This is a genomic window from Paenibacillus xinjiangensis (assembly GCF_059686975.1).
The window spans coordinates 99,275-116,391 of the sequence record NZ_JCAALS010000017.1 but is presented as its reverse complement, the minus strand read 5'-3'; the positions used below and the strand labels follow the sequence as shown (position 1 = coordinate 116,391).

17 protein-coding genes are annotated in these 17,117 nt (G+C 45.1%); 6 read left to right on the top strand and 11 right to left on the bottom strand.

Annotated elements, in window-relative coordinates; translation table 11 throughout:
* Positions 1 to 40 precede the first annotated feature (40 nt).
* Positions 41 to 589 (bottom strand): pyridoxamine 5'-phosphate oxidase family protein, encoded by a 549-nt coding sequence (locus AC6ESP_RS17815; RefSeq protein WP_497098076.1) that lies wholly within the window; start codon positions 587 to 589, stop codon positions 41 to 43.
* 218 nt (positions 590 to 807) lie between these two features.
* Here AC6ESP_RS17815 and pdxR point away from each other — a divergent pair, with 218 nt between their 5' ends.
* Complete coding sequence (gene pdxR, locus AC6ESP_RS17810) at positions 808 to 2,238, top strand: MocR-like pyridoxine biosynthesis transcription factor PdxR (protein ID WP_497098075.1); 1,431 nt, start codon at positions 808 to 810, stop codon at positions 2,236 to 2,238.
* A 76-nt stretch (positions 2,239 to 2,314) separates the two neighbouring features.
* Here the strand turns inward: pdxR and AC6ESP_RS17805 are convergent, their stop codons facing one another.
* Positions 2,315 to 2,542 carry a winged helix-turn-helix transcriptional regulator gene (locus tag AC6ESP_RS17805; RefSeq protein WP_497098103.1) on the bottom strand — a complete coding sequence of 76 codons (228 nt, stop codon included), beginning with the start codon at positions 2,540 to 2,542 and terminating at the stop codon, positions 2,315 to 2,317.
* Here AC6ESP_RS17805 and AC6ESP_RS17800 point away from each other — a divergent pair.
* Complete coding sequence (locus AC6ESP_RS17800; RefSeq protein ID WP_497098102.1) at positions 2,448 to 2,789, top strand: YybH family protein; 342 nt, start codon at positions 2,448 to 2,450, stop codon at positions 2,787 to 2,789. The two genes, AC6ESP_RS17805 and AC6ESP_RS17800, sit on opposite strands and share 95 nt — an antisense overlap.
* A gap of 138 nt (positions 2,790 to 2,927) precedes the next feature.
* Here AC6ESP_RS17800 and AC6ESP_RS17795 read toward each other — a convergent pair whose 3' ends face one another.
* From AC6ESP_RS17795 to AC6ESP_RS17785, 3 genes are all read right to left on the bottom strand, one after another.
* Entirely contained in the window at positions 2,928 to 3,236 is a 309-nt protein-coding gene (locus AC6ESP_RS17795) for a nitroreductase family protein (RefSeq protein WP_497098074.1), read from the bottom strand.
* 61 nt (positions 3,237 to 3,297) lie between these two features.
* On the bottom strand, positions 3,298 to 7,350 hold the full coding sequence (locus AC6ESP_RS17790; RefSeq protein ID WP_497098073.1) for a LamG-like jellyroll fold domain-containing protein: 4,053 nt from the start codon (positions 7,348 to 7,350) through the stop codon (positions 3,298 to 3,300).
* Between the two features lie 23 nt (positions 7,351 to 7,373).
* Complete coding sequence (locus AC6ESP_RS17785) at positions 7,374 to 8,261, bottom strand: N-acetylmuramoyl-L-alanine amidase (RefSeq protein ID WP_497098072.1); 888 nt, start codon at positions 8,259 to 8,261, stop codon at positions 7,374 to 7,376.
* A gap of 188 nt (positions 8,262 to 8,449) precedes the next feature.
* Between AC6ESP_RS17785 and AC6ESP_RS17780 the strand changes: the two genes are divergently transcribed.
* The 3 genes from AC6ESP_RS17780 to AC6ESP_RS17770 are packed head-to-tail and all read left to right on the top strand — an operon-like array spanning position 8,450 to position 10,254.
* A complete protein-coding gene (locus AC6ESP_RS17780; protein ID WP_497098071.1) occupies positions 8,450 to 9,133 on the top strand; it encodes a response regulator transcription factor in 684 nt (227 codons plus the stop codon).
* Positions 9,133 to 9,507, top strand: a complete 375-nt coding sequence (locus tag AC6ESP_RS17775) for a HAMP domain-containing protein (protein WP_497098070.1) — start codon at positions 9,133 to 9,135, stop codon at positions 9,505 to 9,507. The genes AC6ESP_RS17780 and AC6ESP_RS17775 overlap by 1 nt, the downstream gene beginning before the upstream one ends.
* Positions 9,508 to 9,534: 27 nt before the next feature.
* Entirely contained in the window at positions 9,535 to 10,254 is a 720-nt protein-coding gene (locus tag AC6ESP_RS17770; RefSeq protein WP_497098069.1) for a sensor histidine kinase, read from the top strand.
* Between the two features lie 89 nt (positions 10,255 to 10,343).
* On the opposite strand, the gene AC6ESP_RS17765 is transcribed toward AC6ESP_RS17770, so the two are convergent.
* From AC6ESP_RS17765 to AC6ESP_RS17740, 6 genes are all read right to left on the bottom strand, one after another.
* Positions 10,344 to 10,592 carry a GyrI-like domain-containing protein gene (locus AC6ESP_RS17765; RefSeq protein WP_497098101.1) on the bottom strand — a complete coding sequence of 83 codons (249 nt, stop codon included), beginning with the start codon at positions 10,590 to 10,592 and terminating at the stop codon, positions 10,344 to 10,346.
* 65 nt (positions 10,593 to 10,657) lie between these two features.
* The gene (locus AC6ESP_RS17760) at positions 10,658 to 10,819 is read right to left on the bottom strand and encodes a response regulator transcription factor (protein ID WP_497098068.1); all 162 of its coding nucleotides are present in this window, start codon (positions 10,817 to 10,819) and stop codon (positions 10,658 to 10,660) included.
* Positions 10,820 to 10,987: 168 nt separating this feature from the next.
* Positions 10,988 to 12,727 carry an ABC-F family ATP-binding cassette domain-containing protein gene (locus AC6ESP_RS17755; protein ID WP_497098067.1) on the bottom strand — a complete coding sequence of 580 codons (1,740 nt, stop codon included), beginning with the start codon at positions 12,725 to 12,727 and terminating at the stop codon, positions 10,988 to 10,990.
* Positions 12,728 to 13,089: 362 nt separating this feature from the next.
* Positions 13,090 to 13,455 carry a LytR/AlgR family response regulator transcription factor gene (locus AC6ESP_RS17750; protein WP_497098066.1) on the bottom strand — a complete coding sequence of 122 codons (366 nt, stop codon included), beginning with the start codon at positions 13,453 to 13,455 and terminating at the stop codon, positions 13,090 to 13,092.
* 75 nt (positions 13,456 to 13,530) lie between these two features.
* Positions 13,531 to 14,682 (bottom strand): response regulator, encoded by a 1,152-nt coding sequence (locus AC6ESP_RS17745; RefSeq protein ID WP_497098065.1) that lies wholly within the window; start codon positions 14,680 to 14,682, stop codon positions 13,531 to 13,533.
* A 41-nt stretch (positions 14,683 to 14,723) separates the two neighbouring features.
* Positions 14,724 to 16,484 (bottom strand): sensor histidine kinase, encoded by a 1,761-nt coding sequence (locus AC6ESP_RS17740; protein ID WP_497098064.1) that lies wholly within the window; start codon positions 16,482 to 16,484, stop codon positions 14,724 to 14,726.
* Between the two features lie 144 nt (positions 16,485 to 16,628).
* Between AC6ESP_RS17740 and AC6ESP_RS17735 the strand changes: the two genes are divergently transcribed.
* Complete coding sequence (locus AC6ESP_RS17735) at positions 16,629 to 16,970, top strand: recombinase family protein (RefSeq protein WP_497098100.1); 342 nt, start codon at positions 16,629 to 16,631, stop codon at positions 16,968 to 16,970.
* Positions 16,971 to 17,117 lie beyond the last annotated feature (147 nt).

The window sequence follows — 17,117 nt, the reverse complement described above, 5'->3', positions numbered from 1 at the left end:
GTGGAATCGGCGTAGTGCGAGTCTTAATGGTCTCTTATTATCAATTCCCTCGTCCTACCTTCATGTCCGTTCTATACATTTTTTCTGCTTCAATAGGACTTTCTTTTGCTGTCATATGGTGCGGAATTACCCTGCAAACTTGAACCGGTCCGCCGAATACAGCCGATCTATACTTGTCCACATGCTGCTTGGACAAAGGGCGGTTATAATAGCCGGGTACATATTTATTCATCATTTCCTGAAGTACGTGAGTGGCTTCGTCCAAATCCGTAATCGGCTCTGCTTGTCCAAAGATCATTACGCTCATATAAGCCGTATCCGTTTTGGCAGGTACAGGATCCGTGATGGTTCCGTATTCCTCACATACCGTAAAACACACCTCTGGATTTTCCTTCATGATCTGATTACGTCTTCCATCTCCAGCCCCGTGAAAATAGAGTTTCCCCTGCGTCCAAACATAATTAAGCGGTACGACATAGGGGAAATTCCCATCAACCAACCCAAGATACCCCGTTTTCGCTCGGTGAAGGAAACTTTCAATTTTCTCTTGATCCACACATTCTCTGATCTTGTAACGAACCGTATTCATTTCAAAATTTCCCCTTTCATTTATAAGATATTCATCCCACTCCAGTAGCCATAAATAAGATACTCTTCAAGAGTGCGGCAACGACCAGATTGTAAATACCAGTGTTATTACGGTAGTATATCAATGAATGGACTGCTTTAAAATGTCCAAACATCAAGATTATGAACAATCCATAACTAATGTTTTAGGGTAAGATCTTCTATTTGGAGGTATGTACGATGATGAAAGTAATACGTAATGATAAGAGACCCATTTGGCAGCAATTGCTTGATCAAGCCATTCATAATATCACAAACGGAATCTGGGCCCCAGGAGAATTGCTGATTCCTTCCCGCGAACTCGCTCACATGGTAGGTGTCTCTCGCTCAACTATACAGATCGTCTATGAGGAATTGCTAAGTCGAGGCTATACGGTTACATCTCGCCGAGGAGGAACGCGAGTTAGTAAATGGAATCAAGTCACGGAGTCAACGAAAGAAATAATAACAGATGGCCCCATTCCCCCCTCACTTCCCTTGTTGAACTCGGTGGTCGATCAACTACATGGCTGGTTCAGAGGCAAAGAACAGCGAGAAGTGGATATTGATTTTAGTCCCCACGAACCCTATCTGGATGGGCAATTTCAAAAGAACTGGCGACAATCGCTTCTCCATGCATCCGCTGAAATGGATTTATCAAGTTGGGCTTACGGTAATCCCTATGGTTTCACACCATTACGTGAGCAAATTCAGCGTTATTTATCACTTGAACGAGGCATCCATATCCAAACAAATCAGATTCTGTTAACCTCAGGAGCTCAGCATAGTATTGACTTAATCGCACAATCGCTTTTAGCTGATGGAGATACTGTCTCTGTAGAAGATCCTGGTTTTCCAGCTGCCTGGATGGCGATGCAATATCGGCACATGAATGTAGTCCCTGTACCTGTTGATGAGTATGGTCTTGTGGTTGAGCGTATTCACCCACAATCCAAACTGATCTTTGTGACACCTTCGCACCAGTGCGCGGTCGGGGTCGTTATGTCGGAGCCGCGCAGGCAACAATTGCTACATAAGGCCACTAAAGATCAGTTGTGGATCATTGAAGACGATTATGATAGTGAATTTCGATATCGTGGGGAGCCGCTTCCAACGTTGTTGAGCCAAGCATCTCAGAATACCTTGTACCTCATGAGTTTTTCTAAAATGATTGCTCCAGGCATTCGTATTTCAGCTATCGTTGGATCTGTCAAGGCGATTGCTCAGCTAGCTAAGGTACAGGAGCTGACTTACCGTCATCTGCCGATTATGGATCAGCTAACACTAACCCACTTCATCAAGAATGGGCATTTTATGCGCCATATGAGAAGAGTCAGAAATGTGTACCGACGAAGACACGAAGCGATGACAAAGGCTATTATGGCTAGCGGTTTAGGAGAGCGTTTCACACTAAGTGGAGTAGAAACGGGATTGCATATGTTACTTGAAGCTGAAGAATCATACGACGAAGAAACCGTGACAAAGTTAGCCCTTCAACAGGGCATACGTGTATACCCTCTTGGACCCTATTGTTTGGAAAGCAAACGAAAGGGATGGGTGTTGGGGTTTGCACAAGTAGATGAAGCATCGATTGAGAAGGGAATTCATTGTCTTGCGAAGTTGATCTTGTAGGGTCAGAATTAAGCTTTCCAAAAAAAATCGCCCTACTTGTGATACGGTTCAGCGCTCTGTCTGTAACGGCAAGTGTTCAAATTTCCGACTCCTTGCTCTCCTTACTTTTTTGCAAAGAGATATAATGCTCCCCCATTTTTATCATTTGCTTCAAAATGGGCTCCAAACTTTTCCCGAATTCAGTTAATGCATACTCAACCTTCGGCGGTATCGAATTAAATACGGTTCGTTCAATGATTCCGTTTTTTTCGAGTTCACGCAGCTGTATCGTAAGTACATGCCTCGATACGCCGGGAATTCGCAAAACTCTCGAAGATCTACTAAGCCTGCAGGGCAGCATGGTATCCATAAACATTTACTGTATCCCTTTTGAAAATATTGCTTTGCTGCGTGCCCATTTCATCCTCCATGCGCAAGATACCGACGGAAATCCGATTCAACTGCATGGTCACACTTCAGAGATTGTTAGAAGACAGTCCAATGGAAGTTGGCTTTACATCGTGGATCACCCATTTGGTGCCGATTTGCTAGAACGAGCAAACGTTTTTTAAAGTATTGCCGTTATTGGTGGTGCGCTTCCCCGTAACACTCTAACGGCGAATTTTATGATAATTTCAACCTCTAGTTCTCAGCAAAAAACCAAGTGCTAACAGGCACTTGGTTTTGACTGAACTTGTATAGGAAGCTCATCACAAAGCAGCGTCAGGCTCGAACCCGTTCCAAGCGATAGTATGCTCCGTAGAAAAGCGAGTGGTTACTCGGGCAGGCTTGGTTACCTTGCCGATGGCGACAAGCAGGACGGGAATATACCGTGGCGGAACGTTAAACGACTTGACGAAGGCATCGGCGTCGAAGCCGACCATCGGGCCCGAGTCGAGACCTTTCGCACTCGCCGCCAGTATTAGCTGCATGGCAGCGAGAGAGACGTTGCGAATCGCCTCGTCCCGCCGGTAAGTCGGCGTTGCATTCGATATAGCGCCTTCGATTTGACCGATCATGGTCGATATGCGCCTTGCGCAGGTTGTTGTTAAGTCTGCGATCTCACTCTTACAGAACGTCCTACAAATCTTTCAGATCGTTAGCGAGAAGCTTCCCCCCAATTCCCGTATTGACGACGGTTGCTACAAAGTCAACTCCGGCAAGAACAATAGCGCCTTTATTGTCAAAACGCAGAGGACACAACAAATTAGGCAGCCAGGACACTGTTTCATTCGCAATTTCCAAGCCAGGCTTATCCTTGTTGGGAAGAGCCACCAGATAACGGATAGCCATCCCCGCATCAACGATTGAGAGCACCCAGAAAAACAAGGTGATCTCCTCGTCTCTGCGCTTCATACGCTGCATGTTTTTTTGTTCCAGAGTTGAGCCAATAGACACAAACAGTGAATCTAACATCAACACAGCCCCCCGATAGTAGTGCAAGATACGCTCGGAGCGCGCTAGCTCACTATTTTCTTTCTCATCGCCCTTACGCACTGGGATATCGGCAATTACAAAGTTGGCCTGCCAGCTAAAGATGCTGAGCAGCAAGCTTATGACTTCCAGCCCGAAACTGCCGCTTTTTTCAAGTGGATCATCTTTCTTTTCCGAGACTGCATCTAATCCAGTAGTGAGGAAGCCGTTAATAGCATCTGTTACCAGCACAACAATCCCCCATGAGCGAATCAAGCTTTCGTCAGACGGCTCGGGATCAGGAGTGTTCTCGGGATTCGGAGCGTTCTCGTCATTCTCCAACAATTGTAAGGCAGATGACTTATCTATTACCGTCACTTCCGATCCCGCTGCTACTTGAGCCGAAAACTCAGGAGCTGATACACCCTTAAACGGTTGTTGGTTAAAGGCAAGCTTTGATACGATGGTGACCGGGATCGCAAGCAGCACGCCTGATAGATTGAGCAGCGTTAGCTTCCCTGCACCGATCCGCTCGAACAGCTTCGAAATAAAAGGTATCTTAATCTCGCGGGTAAGCAAATCTTGAAAGAGGGTAACCATTTCCTTAACAAGATCCAGAAACCCATGTGCCATATCCTCGACCAGCTCCATAGCCTGGATGACGACATCTCTGATGGCTTGAATCATAACGACCAGCGCCTGCTGCGGCTTAAGAGGATTCGCAATAATTCCCTCAATTGAGCCCTTCACTCCTTCAAATGCTCGCAGCAGAATATCTGCTCTGTCTCCAGCCCCTTGAGTGAAGGTCGAGAAGTATTGATCTAACGGCGAATCTCCACCCATATTCATCCCAAGAGCGGGTACTGGGCTGGCACCAGGCTGCCTGGAGCCTCCCAATAGCTTGGAGAGAAACCACTCGGCAGCTTCAGGAAGCTCGAACCGGGAGGATCGTGCCTCCGAAGGCTCACCGCCCAGTGTCCGTACCAGGATGTTCATATTTTCCTCCACGGTCTCTTGCAGGTTGTCTACGAAGTCGGAGACGGGCTGTTTAGCATCCTCTGCCAGTTGGACAGCGAAATCGAAGGCTGCGTTCACGGAGCCCACCAGATACTTTTGCGTCTTTAGAATATCATCCCATTGGAATAGGAACTGCAAGAACTGGATAAATTGCTTGATGCCCTTAACAACCTTTTCGACAATTGCTTCAATAAACTCCCCTACCATTTCAGCCGTGTCAACTACAAATTCAATCAGACCTTCAGCGGTCCTGACAATGAGGTGAAAGCCTTTTTTGGCAGTACCGATTACGACTGAGACGGCTTTCTTGACCGCATCTTTTATCCGTGAAAACAAGCCTCGGCCGGCACGCAATAAAACTTGATTTTGAGTCGCTGCTCCACTGTCAGCAGCCTGATTAAGCAGCTTCTTAAAGTCATCCTCGCTGATCTTCTCTTCACGAATGCGAACCGCCGCCGCGGACGACCCGGACGTTAATGATTTCGCAGTGGTCGGCTTAGCACCGTTAACGGCAGGCTCGAACTTGAGCATCCAGGGGTTATGGATGGCATCGCTGGAAACAACCCGGTCGGCTGACTGAATACCGCTGCTCTTGCTTCCCTTCCTAACAGGGGCCTCAGCATAGGTTATATTAGCCATCACCCTCTTGATGGTGCTTTGTACGCTAGCGACATCTGCCTTGCTATGCGCCTTCTGATCGACAATGAGGCTGCCATTGGCATCTTTCGCATTCCACAGCGCATCGTCTTCCAGCTCGGCAAGCTGTCGATGAACTTCTCGATTCGGGAAAATAACAACTCGCTCATTTGCTGCCATTTCGCTGGTGCGGATCTTTAGCCCCGGGGTGTTGATGCCATCGGCTTCAGAGGTAATCATCATGCTGTTCAATAGATTTGGCATTAGCGTTACAGATCGTTCCTCGTCTATCTCATAAGTGGTTCCCTCTACTTCAATCTCGATCAGATCGGTCGCTGAGATCTCTACCTCGCCGGCGCCAGGTGAGAACTTAAGCATCGTTCGATACGATGAAAACTCTTCAAGTTCGTCGCCCGCCATTCTAAAGTCCTGACTAAGCGTGGCTGTATAAGAGGTCAGAACCTCCTCAGGTGCGACGGTTCGAAAGATTTTGACAGCGGAGATCGCATCATTACCTATTTGTGACTCCTTTAGGTCCTGCACATTGTCGACGATATCCGCCATTTCCTTCTCCCGATTAGCTTCCTTTACATTGAAGTTTTCATTGACAAACAAGGTCACGCCCGTATCTGGTCCCAATCGAATGGACGACGCTTTATTATCCAGACCCGGGAAGTCTTGAAAGCTCGTAAAGTTACCTGGAAGATTAACAGCACTATCAGACAGAATCCAGGTTTTCCCGTTATAGGCTCGGTGCTCATAAAAGGCAGCTTCCCCTGCCGACAGGGTGCCGACTTGTCCTTCATGATCAGCCATTTTGACGACACTGGCGAACAATGAGCGCTCTTCTTGCTGCTCGGTCCAGCTGAACGTGTTGTCAACACTCAGTCTCAGCCACTTACTATGCGCCTCATTGACGATAGAGAACTGTGCATGGTTACTGTCTGAATAATCAACAAATAGCAAAGCCGGTTCCGCCCCTTGTGTTATTACAAAATCTGCGCTTTCCTCGTCGGAGCCCGGAATAAGTTGAGGCTTATCGTACAATGGATTGAATTGGAAGCGTAACAGCTCGCTCTCTGATTGACGGGGCGCTGTCGTGAGGGAGGATTGCCCCAGACTCAAGTACTGGTCATTTGGCGCTTTGATGATCCACTTCCCCGTAAAAGGCTGTAGGGCTGCCGACCAAATACGGATCGATCTTGGGAAGTCAGCCAGCTTCGAGAATCTGATTTCCGAGAGGTCAGCGTATAGCTTTTGAGCCACTCCGTCAAAATTGGCTTGTTTATATAGTGTAGCACCTGTATTTGGACCAAGCCTTAGCCTTTGAAAATTTGGCGACAATCGAGTCAAGTCTTCTGCATCCTGCGTGAGAATAACGGCTGCATCATCAACAGCGACCAGCTCGATTTCACCTGCACGCAAGTGCCGGTTCACCGGCGTCACCAGGCTTTGGACCTGTGCGGCATTAAGAGCAGTGTGGTAGATGCGAAGATCTTCGTATTGCGCGACCGCAGCGCCTCTCTTCCAATCACCCAGCCTCAGATTCTTACCGTTGTTAATATTGGCGACGCCTGTTGGTGATGACCCTTCTGCCGCCAGCTCCCCATTGATGTATATCTTGATCGTTCGCCCTTCTCTAACAACAGCTATATGATGCCATTTTTTATGCTGGAGAAGGTCTTTAGTCTGGGCAGATGCGTAATTTTTTGCTTTGTTATCTTCATCCACTTCAAAAAGTATTTTTGTTTTTAGCTGCCTCACGGAGAACCAATTACCATGCCCGCTCACCGATCGATTGCCGATGATGTCGAGATCATCCTCGCCATGTCTGTCATTGAATTTCATGCCAAAAGCAACTGTAAAATCGTCAGTTCCGAACTGACCAGCCACGTTGCCAAAATTAATAAGAGACTCATTGCCACGTATGGTGATGGCCTTCCCAATGCGGCCATGTCCCTCTCGCGAGACGCGCTGAAAATTTCCTTTGATCCCATTTATCCTGTCTATTGCCACAGACCCATCTCTTTCATCGAACTGCCAGTGATAAGTAGGCTGAACTGTCATGAGTTCCCTCCTTAGATTTTCAATTATTTAACCGGAGCTGGAAGCTTCACCGTGAAGGTTTGAGCATCCCACTCGACCTGATACCCGATCGCTTTAGCTGCTTCTACAGAATGAACAAATCCTTTGTTCACAATAACGACTGTCGTTTCCATCGTTTGTCCGTTTATCGTTGCCTTTTTACTATTGTTGTCCCAACCTATTGTGGTATTAGGCAAGTCATCCAGAATTCGAACCGGTATGAACGACTTCCCGTCCCGAATTACCCCTTTGACATTCAACGGCTTATTGTTTATTTCAATACGGCATTCGTTGACGGAAAGCGATTCAATTTTCTGTTTTTCGATTAAGTAAGGGACCGCGAGATATTCGCAAATTCCTTGTGCCAATTCTTCGGCACATTCGGATCGGTATTGGTCGCTCATCAGCAGCCTGGCTTCGTCTGAGTTATCCATAAACCCGCACTCCACTAGAGCAGATGGCATACTCGTCTCCCGCAGCACATGAAAGTTTGCCTCCTTCACGCCGCGATTGACAAGCGGAGTGCCTTTTAACAAATGCTTTTGCAAAATTTCGGCCAATCTTCGGCTATTCACAGAGCCAGGATAATGGAACGTTTCAATCCCTCTAGGTGTCCCCCATGTGTCACTTAAAGCATTAGCGTGTACACTGACGAAGATGGTTGCTTTTTGCTCGTTTGCTAATCTCGTTCTTACTTGCAGCGGGATATCCTCATCGGTTGGTGCGGTCAGCAGCACGTTGATCCCGCATCGCTCCAAATGGGCTTTGCATTTTGCCACCACCGCCCGGTTAAACTCGTTCTCATGCATGAACGAGCCGTCAGGAAATTTCGGCGTTCTTTTGCCAGGTGTACTCATTCCGTGTCCGTCATCTAATGCAACTAAATAGGCCACATTTCACTCACCCTTCTCTTTATCTTGTAATAGGCTAAGGCTGTTGCGGTTCATTAGAATCCATTTTAATCCATAAATGTCGAGATCTTATGCAGATCTTCCTCTTTTTCCGAGGACTGCTTCTTCTCCATACTGGTAAATAACGGTATAATTTGAGGTGTAGACTAACTTGAAAAGATGTGATTGGAATGGAAGCGAAATTGCTGCTAGTGGAGGACGAACCGTTCATGCTGGAGGAGATGCAAACCTATCTGCAACGGGAAGGGTTTCGAGTAGTGACTGCCTGTACAGGCAAAGAAGCGCTCACTCTTGCCAGGTGTGAACGGCCTGATGTCGTCGTGCTTGATTGGATGCTCCCGGAGTTAAACGGCATCGACGTATGCCGCGAGCTCAGACAATTCTCGAATTGCGGCATTATTATGGTCACAGCCCGATCGGATGAATCAGATAAAATTGTCGGTCTGGAAATCGGCGCGGACGATTATTTGACGAAGCCGTTCAGCTTACGCGAGCTCGCTACGCGCATCCGAGCTTTACTTCGCCGCCTGCGCGGTCCTGAAGACAAATCGATGTTCTTGGAACGAGACAACCTGATCATTTCCGAGGCCAAATGTCAGGTGTTCAAGGACGGCCAGGAGATCCAACTGACACCGACAGAATTCAAAATTTTATATACGCTGGCTGCGCATCCAGGAATGGTATTCAGCCGCTTGCAATTATTAAAAACCGCACTCCAGGACGAATATATGGGCTACGAAAGAACGATGGACTCCCATATTCGGAATCTTCGCCGCAAGCTGAGAGACGATCCGGCCAATCCTCGTTACGTGCAAACGGTATACGGCTTTGGTTACCGATTCGGTGAACAATAATGACATTGACGGTACGCCAAAAAATATTTGTCTATATGGGGCTACTCGTATTGATTATCGGCAGCGCTTATTCCATAAATAATCGAGTTAACTTGGAATCCTTGTTCGATCAATTTCGCGAGGAAGAAATCAGTGCAGCTTATGTGGAGGCCTCACCCGGAGAGCAAATCGAGAGCTTGAAAGCTTACGTTATTGGCAAGATGAAGTTGTTATGGCTTGGAAAATGGATCATTTTCGTAGCAATCGGTCTACTCTTCAGTTTATGGATTTCAGGGATTCTGACGCGTCCGCTTCGAAAGCTCATTGCCGCTATCGAACGCGTTGCGCATGGGGATCTGGAGGTGAGCGTTCCTGTCCAATCCGCAGACGAATAGGGGAGAGTCATCCAGACATTCAACGATATGACGCTTCGCCTGCGGGAAGCCGAAGATGCCCGAAGAAGATTGGTGGCCGATTTCGCTCACGAGTTCCGCACGCCGCTATCCATTATGCAGCTTAAGCTAGAAAATTATCAGCAGGCCGGTCATCATGTCCCGCCAGAAATGCTTCGGATTCACGATGAAGTGATTCGATTGAGCCTGCTTGTAGATGATCTTCATGTCCTGTCGCTTGCAGAAGCCGGCCGATTATCGCTCGATCGCAAACCGCTCGATCTGAATGCACATCTTGAACGTATCGTGGACGACGTGAAATACGAAGCGGAAGAAAACGGGTTGGACATTCGTCTCTATACGATTTCAAGGCTGGTGACCGTGATGGCCGATGCCAGACGGATTACGCAGGTGTTCATTAATTTGTTGACTAATGCAATCCGCTACACGCCGGAAGGCGGCAAAGTATCAGTCGTCATTGAAGACAAGGTCGTAGATCGGAATACAGTCTATATACGTGTCTCAGTGATAGACACCGGCATCGGTATCCCGGCCGAAGAACTGGCACACTTATTCGATCGTTTTTATCGCGTGGAGAAATCCCGTTCGCGGCATACAAGCGGCTCGGGGCTCGGATTATCGATTGCTCATCAATTTGTAAAAGCACACGGCGGGTTCATCCGTGTCGACAGCGAGCCTGGTCAAGGTACGACATTTACCGTTTATTTGCCTGTTGATAATGATGTGTAATACATTGGAAGACCTCATTAATCGTTCACTCACATAGGAGCCAGCCCACTGGAAACAATCGATGGCCCCCCTTATCAACGGATTAATGATCAACTTTCCCTGATTACTCGGTTTAAGAAGCGAAGGGGCTGATTCCCTTTTCTGATCAAAGGAATCCACTCGGAATAGATTCGTTCCCATAGTTTTTGCAAATCACATTGCGGCTCCGGGAAAATAGCCCATGTTAAAGCCGGGACAGAAAGCTTTGTAAATCTCTCCGGAATTTCAAGTCCCTTCGGTAAATGATAGCACACCATATACTTGAATGATTCTCCCAACATGCGAGCATCGAAATAAATGATAGCTTATCCTCAAGTAATGAGAGACGCTGTGCTCGGGTAACTGCACTCACATGATTACGTACCTAGAGCTTGTCGAATACATGTCGGGTATGAGCCTTGACTGTGCTCAGGCTGATCTGAAGCTGTTCGGCTATTTCTTCGTTGGACCATCCGGCTGCTATGCCCCGTAGCACTTCTTTCTCTCGCGATGTCAGCGGATGGCGGTATTGCTCAAGTCTGACCATGAATCATAAGGGATGAGACACCTTGTAGAACAAATAACTTTAGAGGGATTGAAAGTGCACGTTAATTTGGAGCTATCAAGAAATTAATGCAGTAAAAAGACACTGAGATTCTATTCCTCAGTGTCTTTTTTATTGATGCGTTTCCACCATCGTCACGAGAATTATAATTTAAAGCAGCTTAATCAGATCTTCCAGCTCGTTGACCCACACTTTTGCAAGTTCAAAATCAGTATCTTTTAGAGCCATTTCTATTTTCATTTCAACCGACTTTTTCTTTTGTTCATTTTCTAAATAGTCTCTATTAAAATGATTCGCATAAATCATCTGTCTAAATTTTCGCATACTCATTTTTCTGATCGTCTTATCGTCAATGATTAAAACATAATCCATCCCATTTACGACAGAATAGAAATCGTGAGAAATCATGAGAATCGCACCTTTGTAGTCTTCAATGGCTTTCTCCAGTGCGATCTGCGTATAGATGTCTAAATGGCTCGTCGGTTCATCAAGAAGCAGTAGGTTGGCTTGACTGGCAGAAACTTTGGCCAATTGAAGCATGTTTTTTTCTCCGCCGGATAAAGATTCGATCTTTTGATTAAGGATTTCTCCTTCAAAGCCATAGTTGGAAAGATACGCTCTAATCTCATCATAAGTTTTAAATCCGGTATCGATGAATTCCTCCATTAGGGTATTGGAATCCTTTAGCGTTTCGCCTTGAAGCTGAGATAAATAAGCCACTTTGATATCAGCATTTATTTCAATGGAGTCATGATTATTTTTAAAGATTTCTCGGAGTAAAGTCGTTTTACCGGTACCGTTTGGACCAATCAGGGCTACTTTATCCGTAGCTTTGATCTCAAAGTTCACATTTTTCAAAAGCAGCTCATCAAAGGCAACGCTATAATCATTGACACTTGCCACAATGACGTCTTCAAGTTCATTATCGATGCCAAAGCTAATATTCGGCTGCTTAATATCGACAAACGGCGCTTTGATTCTACGCGCTTCCAATCTTTCTTGAAACCTGACCCTAGCTTTTAACGCTCTGCCTCTGGATGCTTCCGAATTATACGTGGCGATTACTCGAAGATTATCGATGATATTCTCGTTTCTCTCGATTTCTTCCTCTTCGGCGATCGTGAGTTCTTGCAGCTCGATTTTAGTCTGAAGCAAGGAGAAGTTATAATCGATATATCGCCCATCAAACTCTTGGATCTCCGTATTTTCAAGGTGTATAATTTTGTTGAAACAATGATTCAATAGATAGCGGTTGTGCGTAACCACCAGCAGCATGCCCTTGTGGGAATTAATAAGTTTTTTAAGCGCATTTAGGTTTTCAAAGTCTAAAAATACATCGGGTTCGTCCATAATCATTAAGTCTGGACGACTAAGCATTCCCTTCATCACTTGAATGAGTTTGAATTCCCCGCCACTCAGGTCGGATACGTTAAGATCTTTTAGCTTCATGAGGTTTGCTAGATTTAGCTGCTTATTAATGGTATTTTCAAAATTATCCCCATCCATCGAATCGAATGCGTCTAAAGCTGATTGATATTTCTCCAGCAACGAATCCATATCCGATGTGGTTTCCATTTCAGCATAAATCGATGTGATTTCATCTTGTATCTTGATAAATTCTTCTCCGATATATTCAAAAACGGTCATTTCTTTGGTTTTGTCTACTTGCGAGAACTGACTTACATACCCGATTGTGCAAGTTGGGTCTTTCTCTAGCTTGCCCTCGAACAAATATCTTTCCGGATCCATCAGGATATCGATCAGCGTACTTTTCCCACTGCCGCTTGTTCCGATAAAGGCGCAATGTTGTGCCTCTTCAAGCGTAAACGAAATGTTGTTATATAGCTCTTTTTGCGGAAACGAGAAGGATAAGTTATCAACTTGTATCATAGTGTTACCTTTCTTTACAGCTAAAATGGCGACTATTGTTAGATGTGTTGCAGAACATGGATTTGAAGTTTGCCATCCTCCAGAGTAACACTGTTTACCGACAAGTACAATTCATTTGTAGCCCTTACCCTCGCTTCGAAACACTTCTTGCATTAGCTAAACAAAAAAACGCTCTATTCATGATAAGGTTCGTCTTATCAGGATAAAAGCGGAAAGAGCCCCACTCTAAAATGGCGCTCAATCCAATTTTGGATATCAAATATTACTTTTTCAATTACATGGTCTGTTGAGTTCTCTAAGAAATTCTTCACATGAGGTTTTATACTTGCCTTAGCCCCTGCTAATACTATTTTATAAATCAGTTACGGTAGGCTCTCGAAAAATGCCTTTCGTACGGTTCTCTGAAGTCTATCCTGATTGACCGGCTTCATGATGTAATCATATGCTTGTACTTCGAACGCATTCGGTGCATATTCCTTATATGAAGTAACAAATACGAGCTTCGTCAGGTTACCGATCTCTCTTAACCGGACGGCAAACTCAAGGCCATTCCCTCCCGGCATACTGATATCCACAAATATCATATCCACATCATGATTCGCCAAATAAGAGAAAGCCGATGTAGTCTCTTGGAAGCAACCCATAATTTCAATCTGATCCAACTTTGCAAGCATACGTCTCATGATGAAGAGCATGGCTTTCTCGTCATCGATAATTACGACCTTCAACTTATTCGCCTCCTCACTCCATGAATTACAGTATAGTTCACCCCAATGATGTCATAATGACAACATGCAGTGCCCTCATGTGTTTGGCTCTTCGACTTCATCCAGCCCCAATTTCAGGTCGACATATAGATCATTAACGGCAGGGGATGGGATAATACCCAGATCTCTTTCGAGCGCCTCCGTGAATTGAGAATATTGCCTGTTCAATGCTTCTTTATTTTTCGTCAAGGCTAAAGCCCTCATATGCAGCTTAACGATCTCTTCATCCAGTTCATTCCGAACGGTTAACTTCTTTAGGAGCTGAATGGCCGTTTGCACTTCGCCCCTATTTAGTAAAACATCGCACAACCGAAGGGTTAAGGTTGTATACATCACCGATAGTCGTTCGACCTCGCTCCACGCCCAAGAGAATGCACGGTCCCCGAATAAATCGCCAATATAGAGCTTTTCAAGCTCCAAAGCCTGCTCGATATTCGTATCATTAACAACAGCCAATTGTTTATAACCTTCCTCAAAACTCAGGACGTCTACATCTAAATGAGTATGATCTAACGCGTAATGATTGCTGTCGGACTGAAGACAACCCTTGTATCCGTAACTACTCAACAATTTGCGCAGTTGATAGACAGTCGTGTTTAAATAAGTCTCGGCATTCTTCTGTGGCAGATCGCCAAACAGGTCCTCAACGATTCTAGCTCTCGATACAAGTCTACCCTTCTGGGTTAGCAAATAGCCGAACAACTCCGCGCTCTTGCTAGTCTTCCATTTAACCAACACGTTCCGGTCATTTCGAATCTCCATGCCGCCTAGGCAATAGAACATGATGCTAGCAGAAGAGGATTCCTGACCACCAGAGACAGGTTCAGATAAATGTGCAGACATCGCCCTATGAACGGTTCTCTGAAGCCTCTCTTGGTTCAAGGGCTTCACCATGTAATCAAAGGCATAAACCTCGAACGCCGGCAGTGCATATTCTTTATGGGAGGTAACGAACACGAGCTTTATTTGTCTGCTGTCTTCGAGTAACCTTACAGCAAACTCAAGACCGCTTTCTTTGGGCATATTCACATCGATGAAGACCAAATCCACATCGTGGTTCAACAAATACGAATATGCTGTCGACGTATCCTGGAACATTCCCGTAATTTCCACTTTATCTATTTTCTCTAGCATCCGCTTCATGATTAGAAGCATGGCCTTTTCGTCATCGATAATAATAACCTTCATACTGATTTCATCCCTTATATCCCGATTTATGAATGGAGCAGCTAAGAAGTAGCCGGAAGCGAGAAATAAAAGGTGGTTCCATGTGTAGACGTACTTTCAAACCAAATTTCCCCTCCATTTAAGCGGACAAATTCTTTGCAGAGAGTAAGCCCCAACCCGACACCGCGCTCTCCAGCTGTGCCGAGTGATGAGACCGGGTAGGCTTCCTTTAATAAAGAATCCGCTTTGTCAGATGGGATGCCATCTCCTGAGTCGCTTACAGAAACTATAATTTTACCATTGGCACAGTCTGCCTTTAATTGAATGCTTCCGCCAAACGGTGTGAATTTTATCGCATTCGAAATTAAATTACGGACAATTAAATCCAACATCTCTTTATCTGCATATACATATAGGTCATCCGATATCTCGGATAAGATTAAAATATTTTTACTATTACTCCATACTTGCATTAATCGAATATTGCTCTGAACCGTGTGGGCTAACCCCCTTATAACGGGGTTAAACAGCATGCCCCCTTTCTGACTATGAAACCAATCCAGCAAGCTTTCTACTAATGTAAACGTATTGTTGATTTGTTGTCCCATTTCCTGAGCAATTTCGCTATGAGCTTCACCACAAGCCTGCATGTCCTCTTCCATCAATTCCATTAGATTAATGAGTATAGCAAGAGGATCGCGGATATCATGAGCGACCACCTTAAACATTTTATCCTTAAAAATATTTAATTCTGCCAACTGACTTGCATTATCGCGTAATTTTTCCTCGTAAAGAACCGTTTCCGTTATATCGCTTAACAGAAGCATCTTGCCGACCTGCTTGTGTTTTCGGTCATGGATCATCGTTAGGTGAACGTGGTAAGATCTATCTTGAAATTCCCCAGGAATTTGTATCTTATTGTTTGAAGGAGCGTCTTGCATAAATGCTTCTATTACATTTGGATAATGAGTTAAAATGTCAGCCACAGGTTGACCGATTTTTTTTTTGCTGTGTAAACTTTCAAAAAGCTGACTGGCTGATTGATTAAAGCTTGTAACACGCTTATCGACATCGATTACAATGACGGCATCCTGCATCGATTCGAACACCTTCTCCAGCGCCATGGGAGCTAGTCTAAGCATATTAAATTGATAAATTCCCCACAGATAAAAAATACCCGAGTAAACGAATCCGAACGGTGAAATGTCAATCGGCAGTCTTAAAATATCCCATAAATAGATCAGCGGAAATCCAAATGGTCCGAGAGAACCAATGATCATGAAGCCAATTTGTTTTTTCATATGAGGGGTTTCTCTTCGATACATCTGGATCATTAAACCCATACCAATGATAAAAAAGACATAGGAATAGACAATGTGAACCATATACAATGGCCCCTTCACCAGATGAACCAGAGGGAAATTTCTTGAAAAATCGATAGTCATGCTCCTATAGAACAAATGGTGCCAATCGTTCGTATAATGAGCAATAAATGTAATCACAGGAACAATCATCAGGAGAGCAACGATCGATGTTCGAATAAGTGCTTGTCTTCCCGTATACTGTAGGACCATAATGATCCATATTGTCGCGCCGAATGGAATACCGATGTACTCCAATCGAAGCCAGAAACGTATCTGCTCCAGAGTCGTGCTGTTGATTTCAAAAGCATACCCAAAAGTGTAGAAGGCACCAGCTAACATACCTAGTCCATACGTAATCGCAATAGGTAACTCTCTTCTTTTCCAAGAGAGATAGCACATCATTAGCGAACAGCAGGTGGCCGCCACCAGCAGGATGGTTAAATATATCGAGAAATTCACAGAAGGCAGCCCTCGCATTGTTTATTTGTTGTCGAAGCATATATTCAATACTATCAGATATGAGCTTAAATAGCTTAAATTAAAAGGAAGATGGTCGACAAATAAGCCTTCTGCGAATGGCCATGTTTCTTCCGTGTTCTAGCAATAGAAAAAAATGCCCTCCAGACGGAAGCTCTTCGAGAGCACTGTAAGGTAAATCACTGGCACATTTCTGAGGTCTACGCCGACGAAGGCATCTCCGGGAAGCGGGCGGACAACCGCCCTGCTCTCCAGCGACTTTTGGCGGACGCTGAGCAAGGGAAGTTCCAGCTGATTCTGGTGCAAGAGTTTCGACAAAGGAGAAAGCTAAGTTCGGCTATTCCATCGACGCTCAGCTTGATACATTTTAAATGCAAGATTGGAGAAACGATTATGAGTGAGTTTATAAGAGATGTAATTCTGATTCTTTTCTATCCAATCAGGAACAATTCCCGCTTTCAAAGCTGAAGGAATTACAATCTGAAACAGAAGATGAATTACGAAACTTCTGGAGGAATGAGTAAGTAAGCTAACTGGGGACGATAATTTAACAAAAAGTCAGAGAGTCACTCAAGAAATAAAATGGATGGCTCTCTCTCACCGGAAAGATGGCTC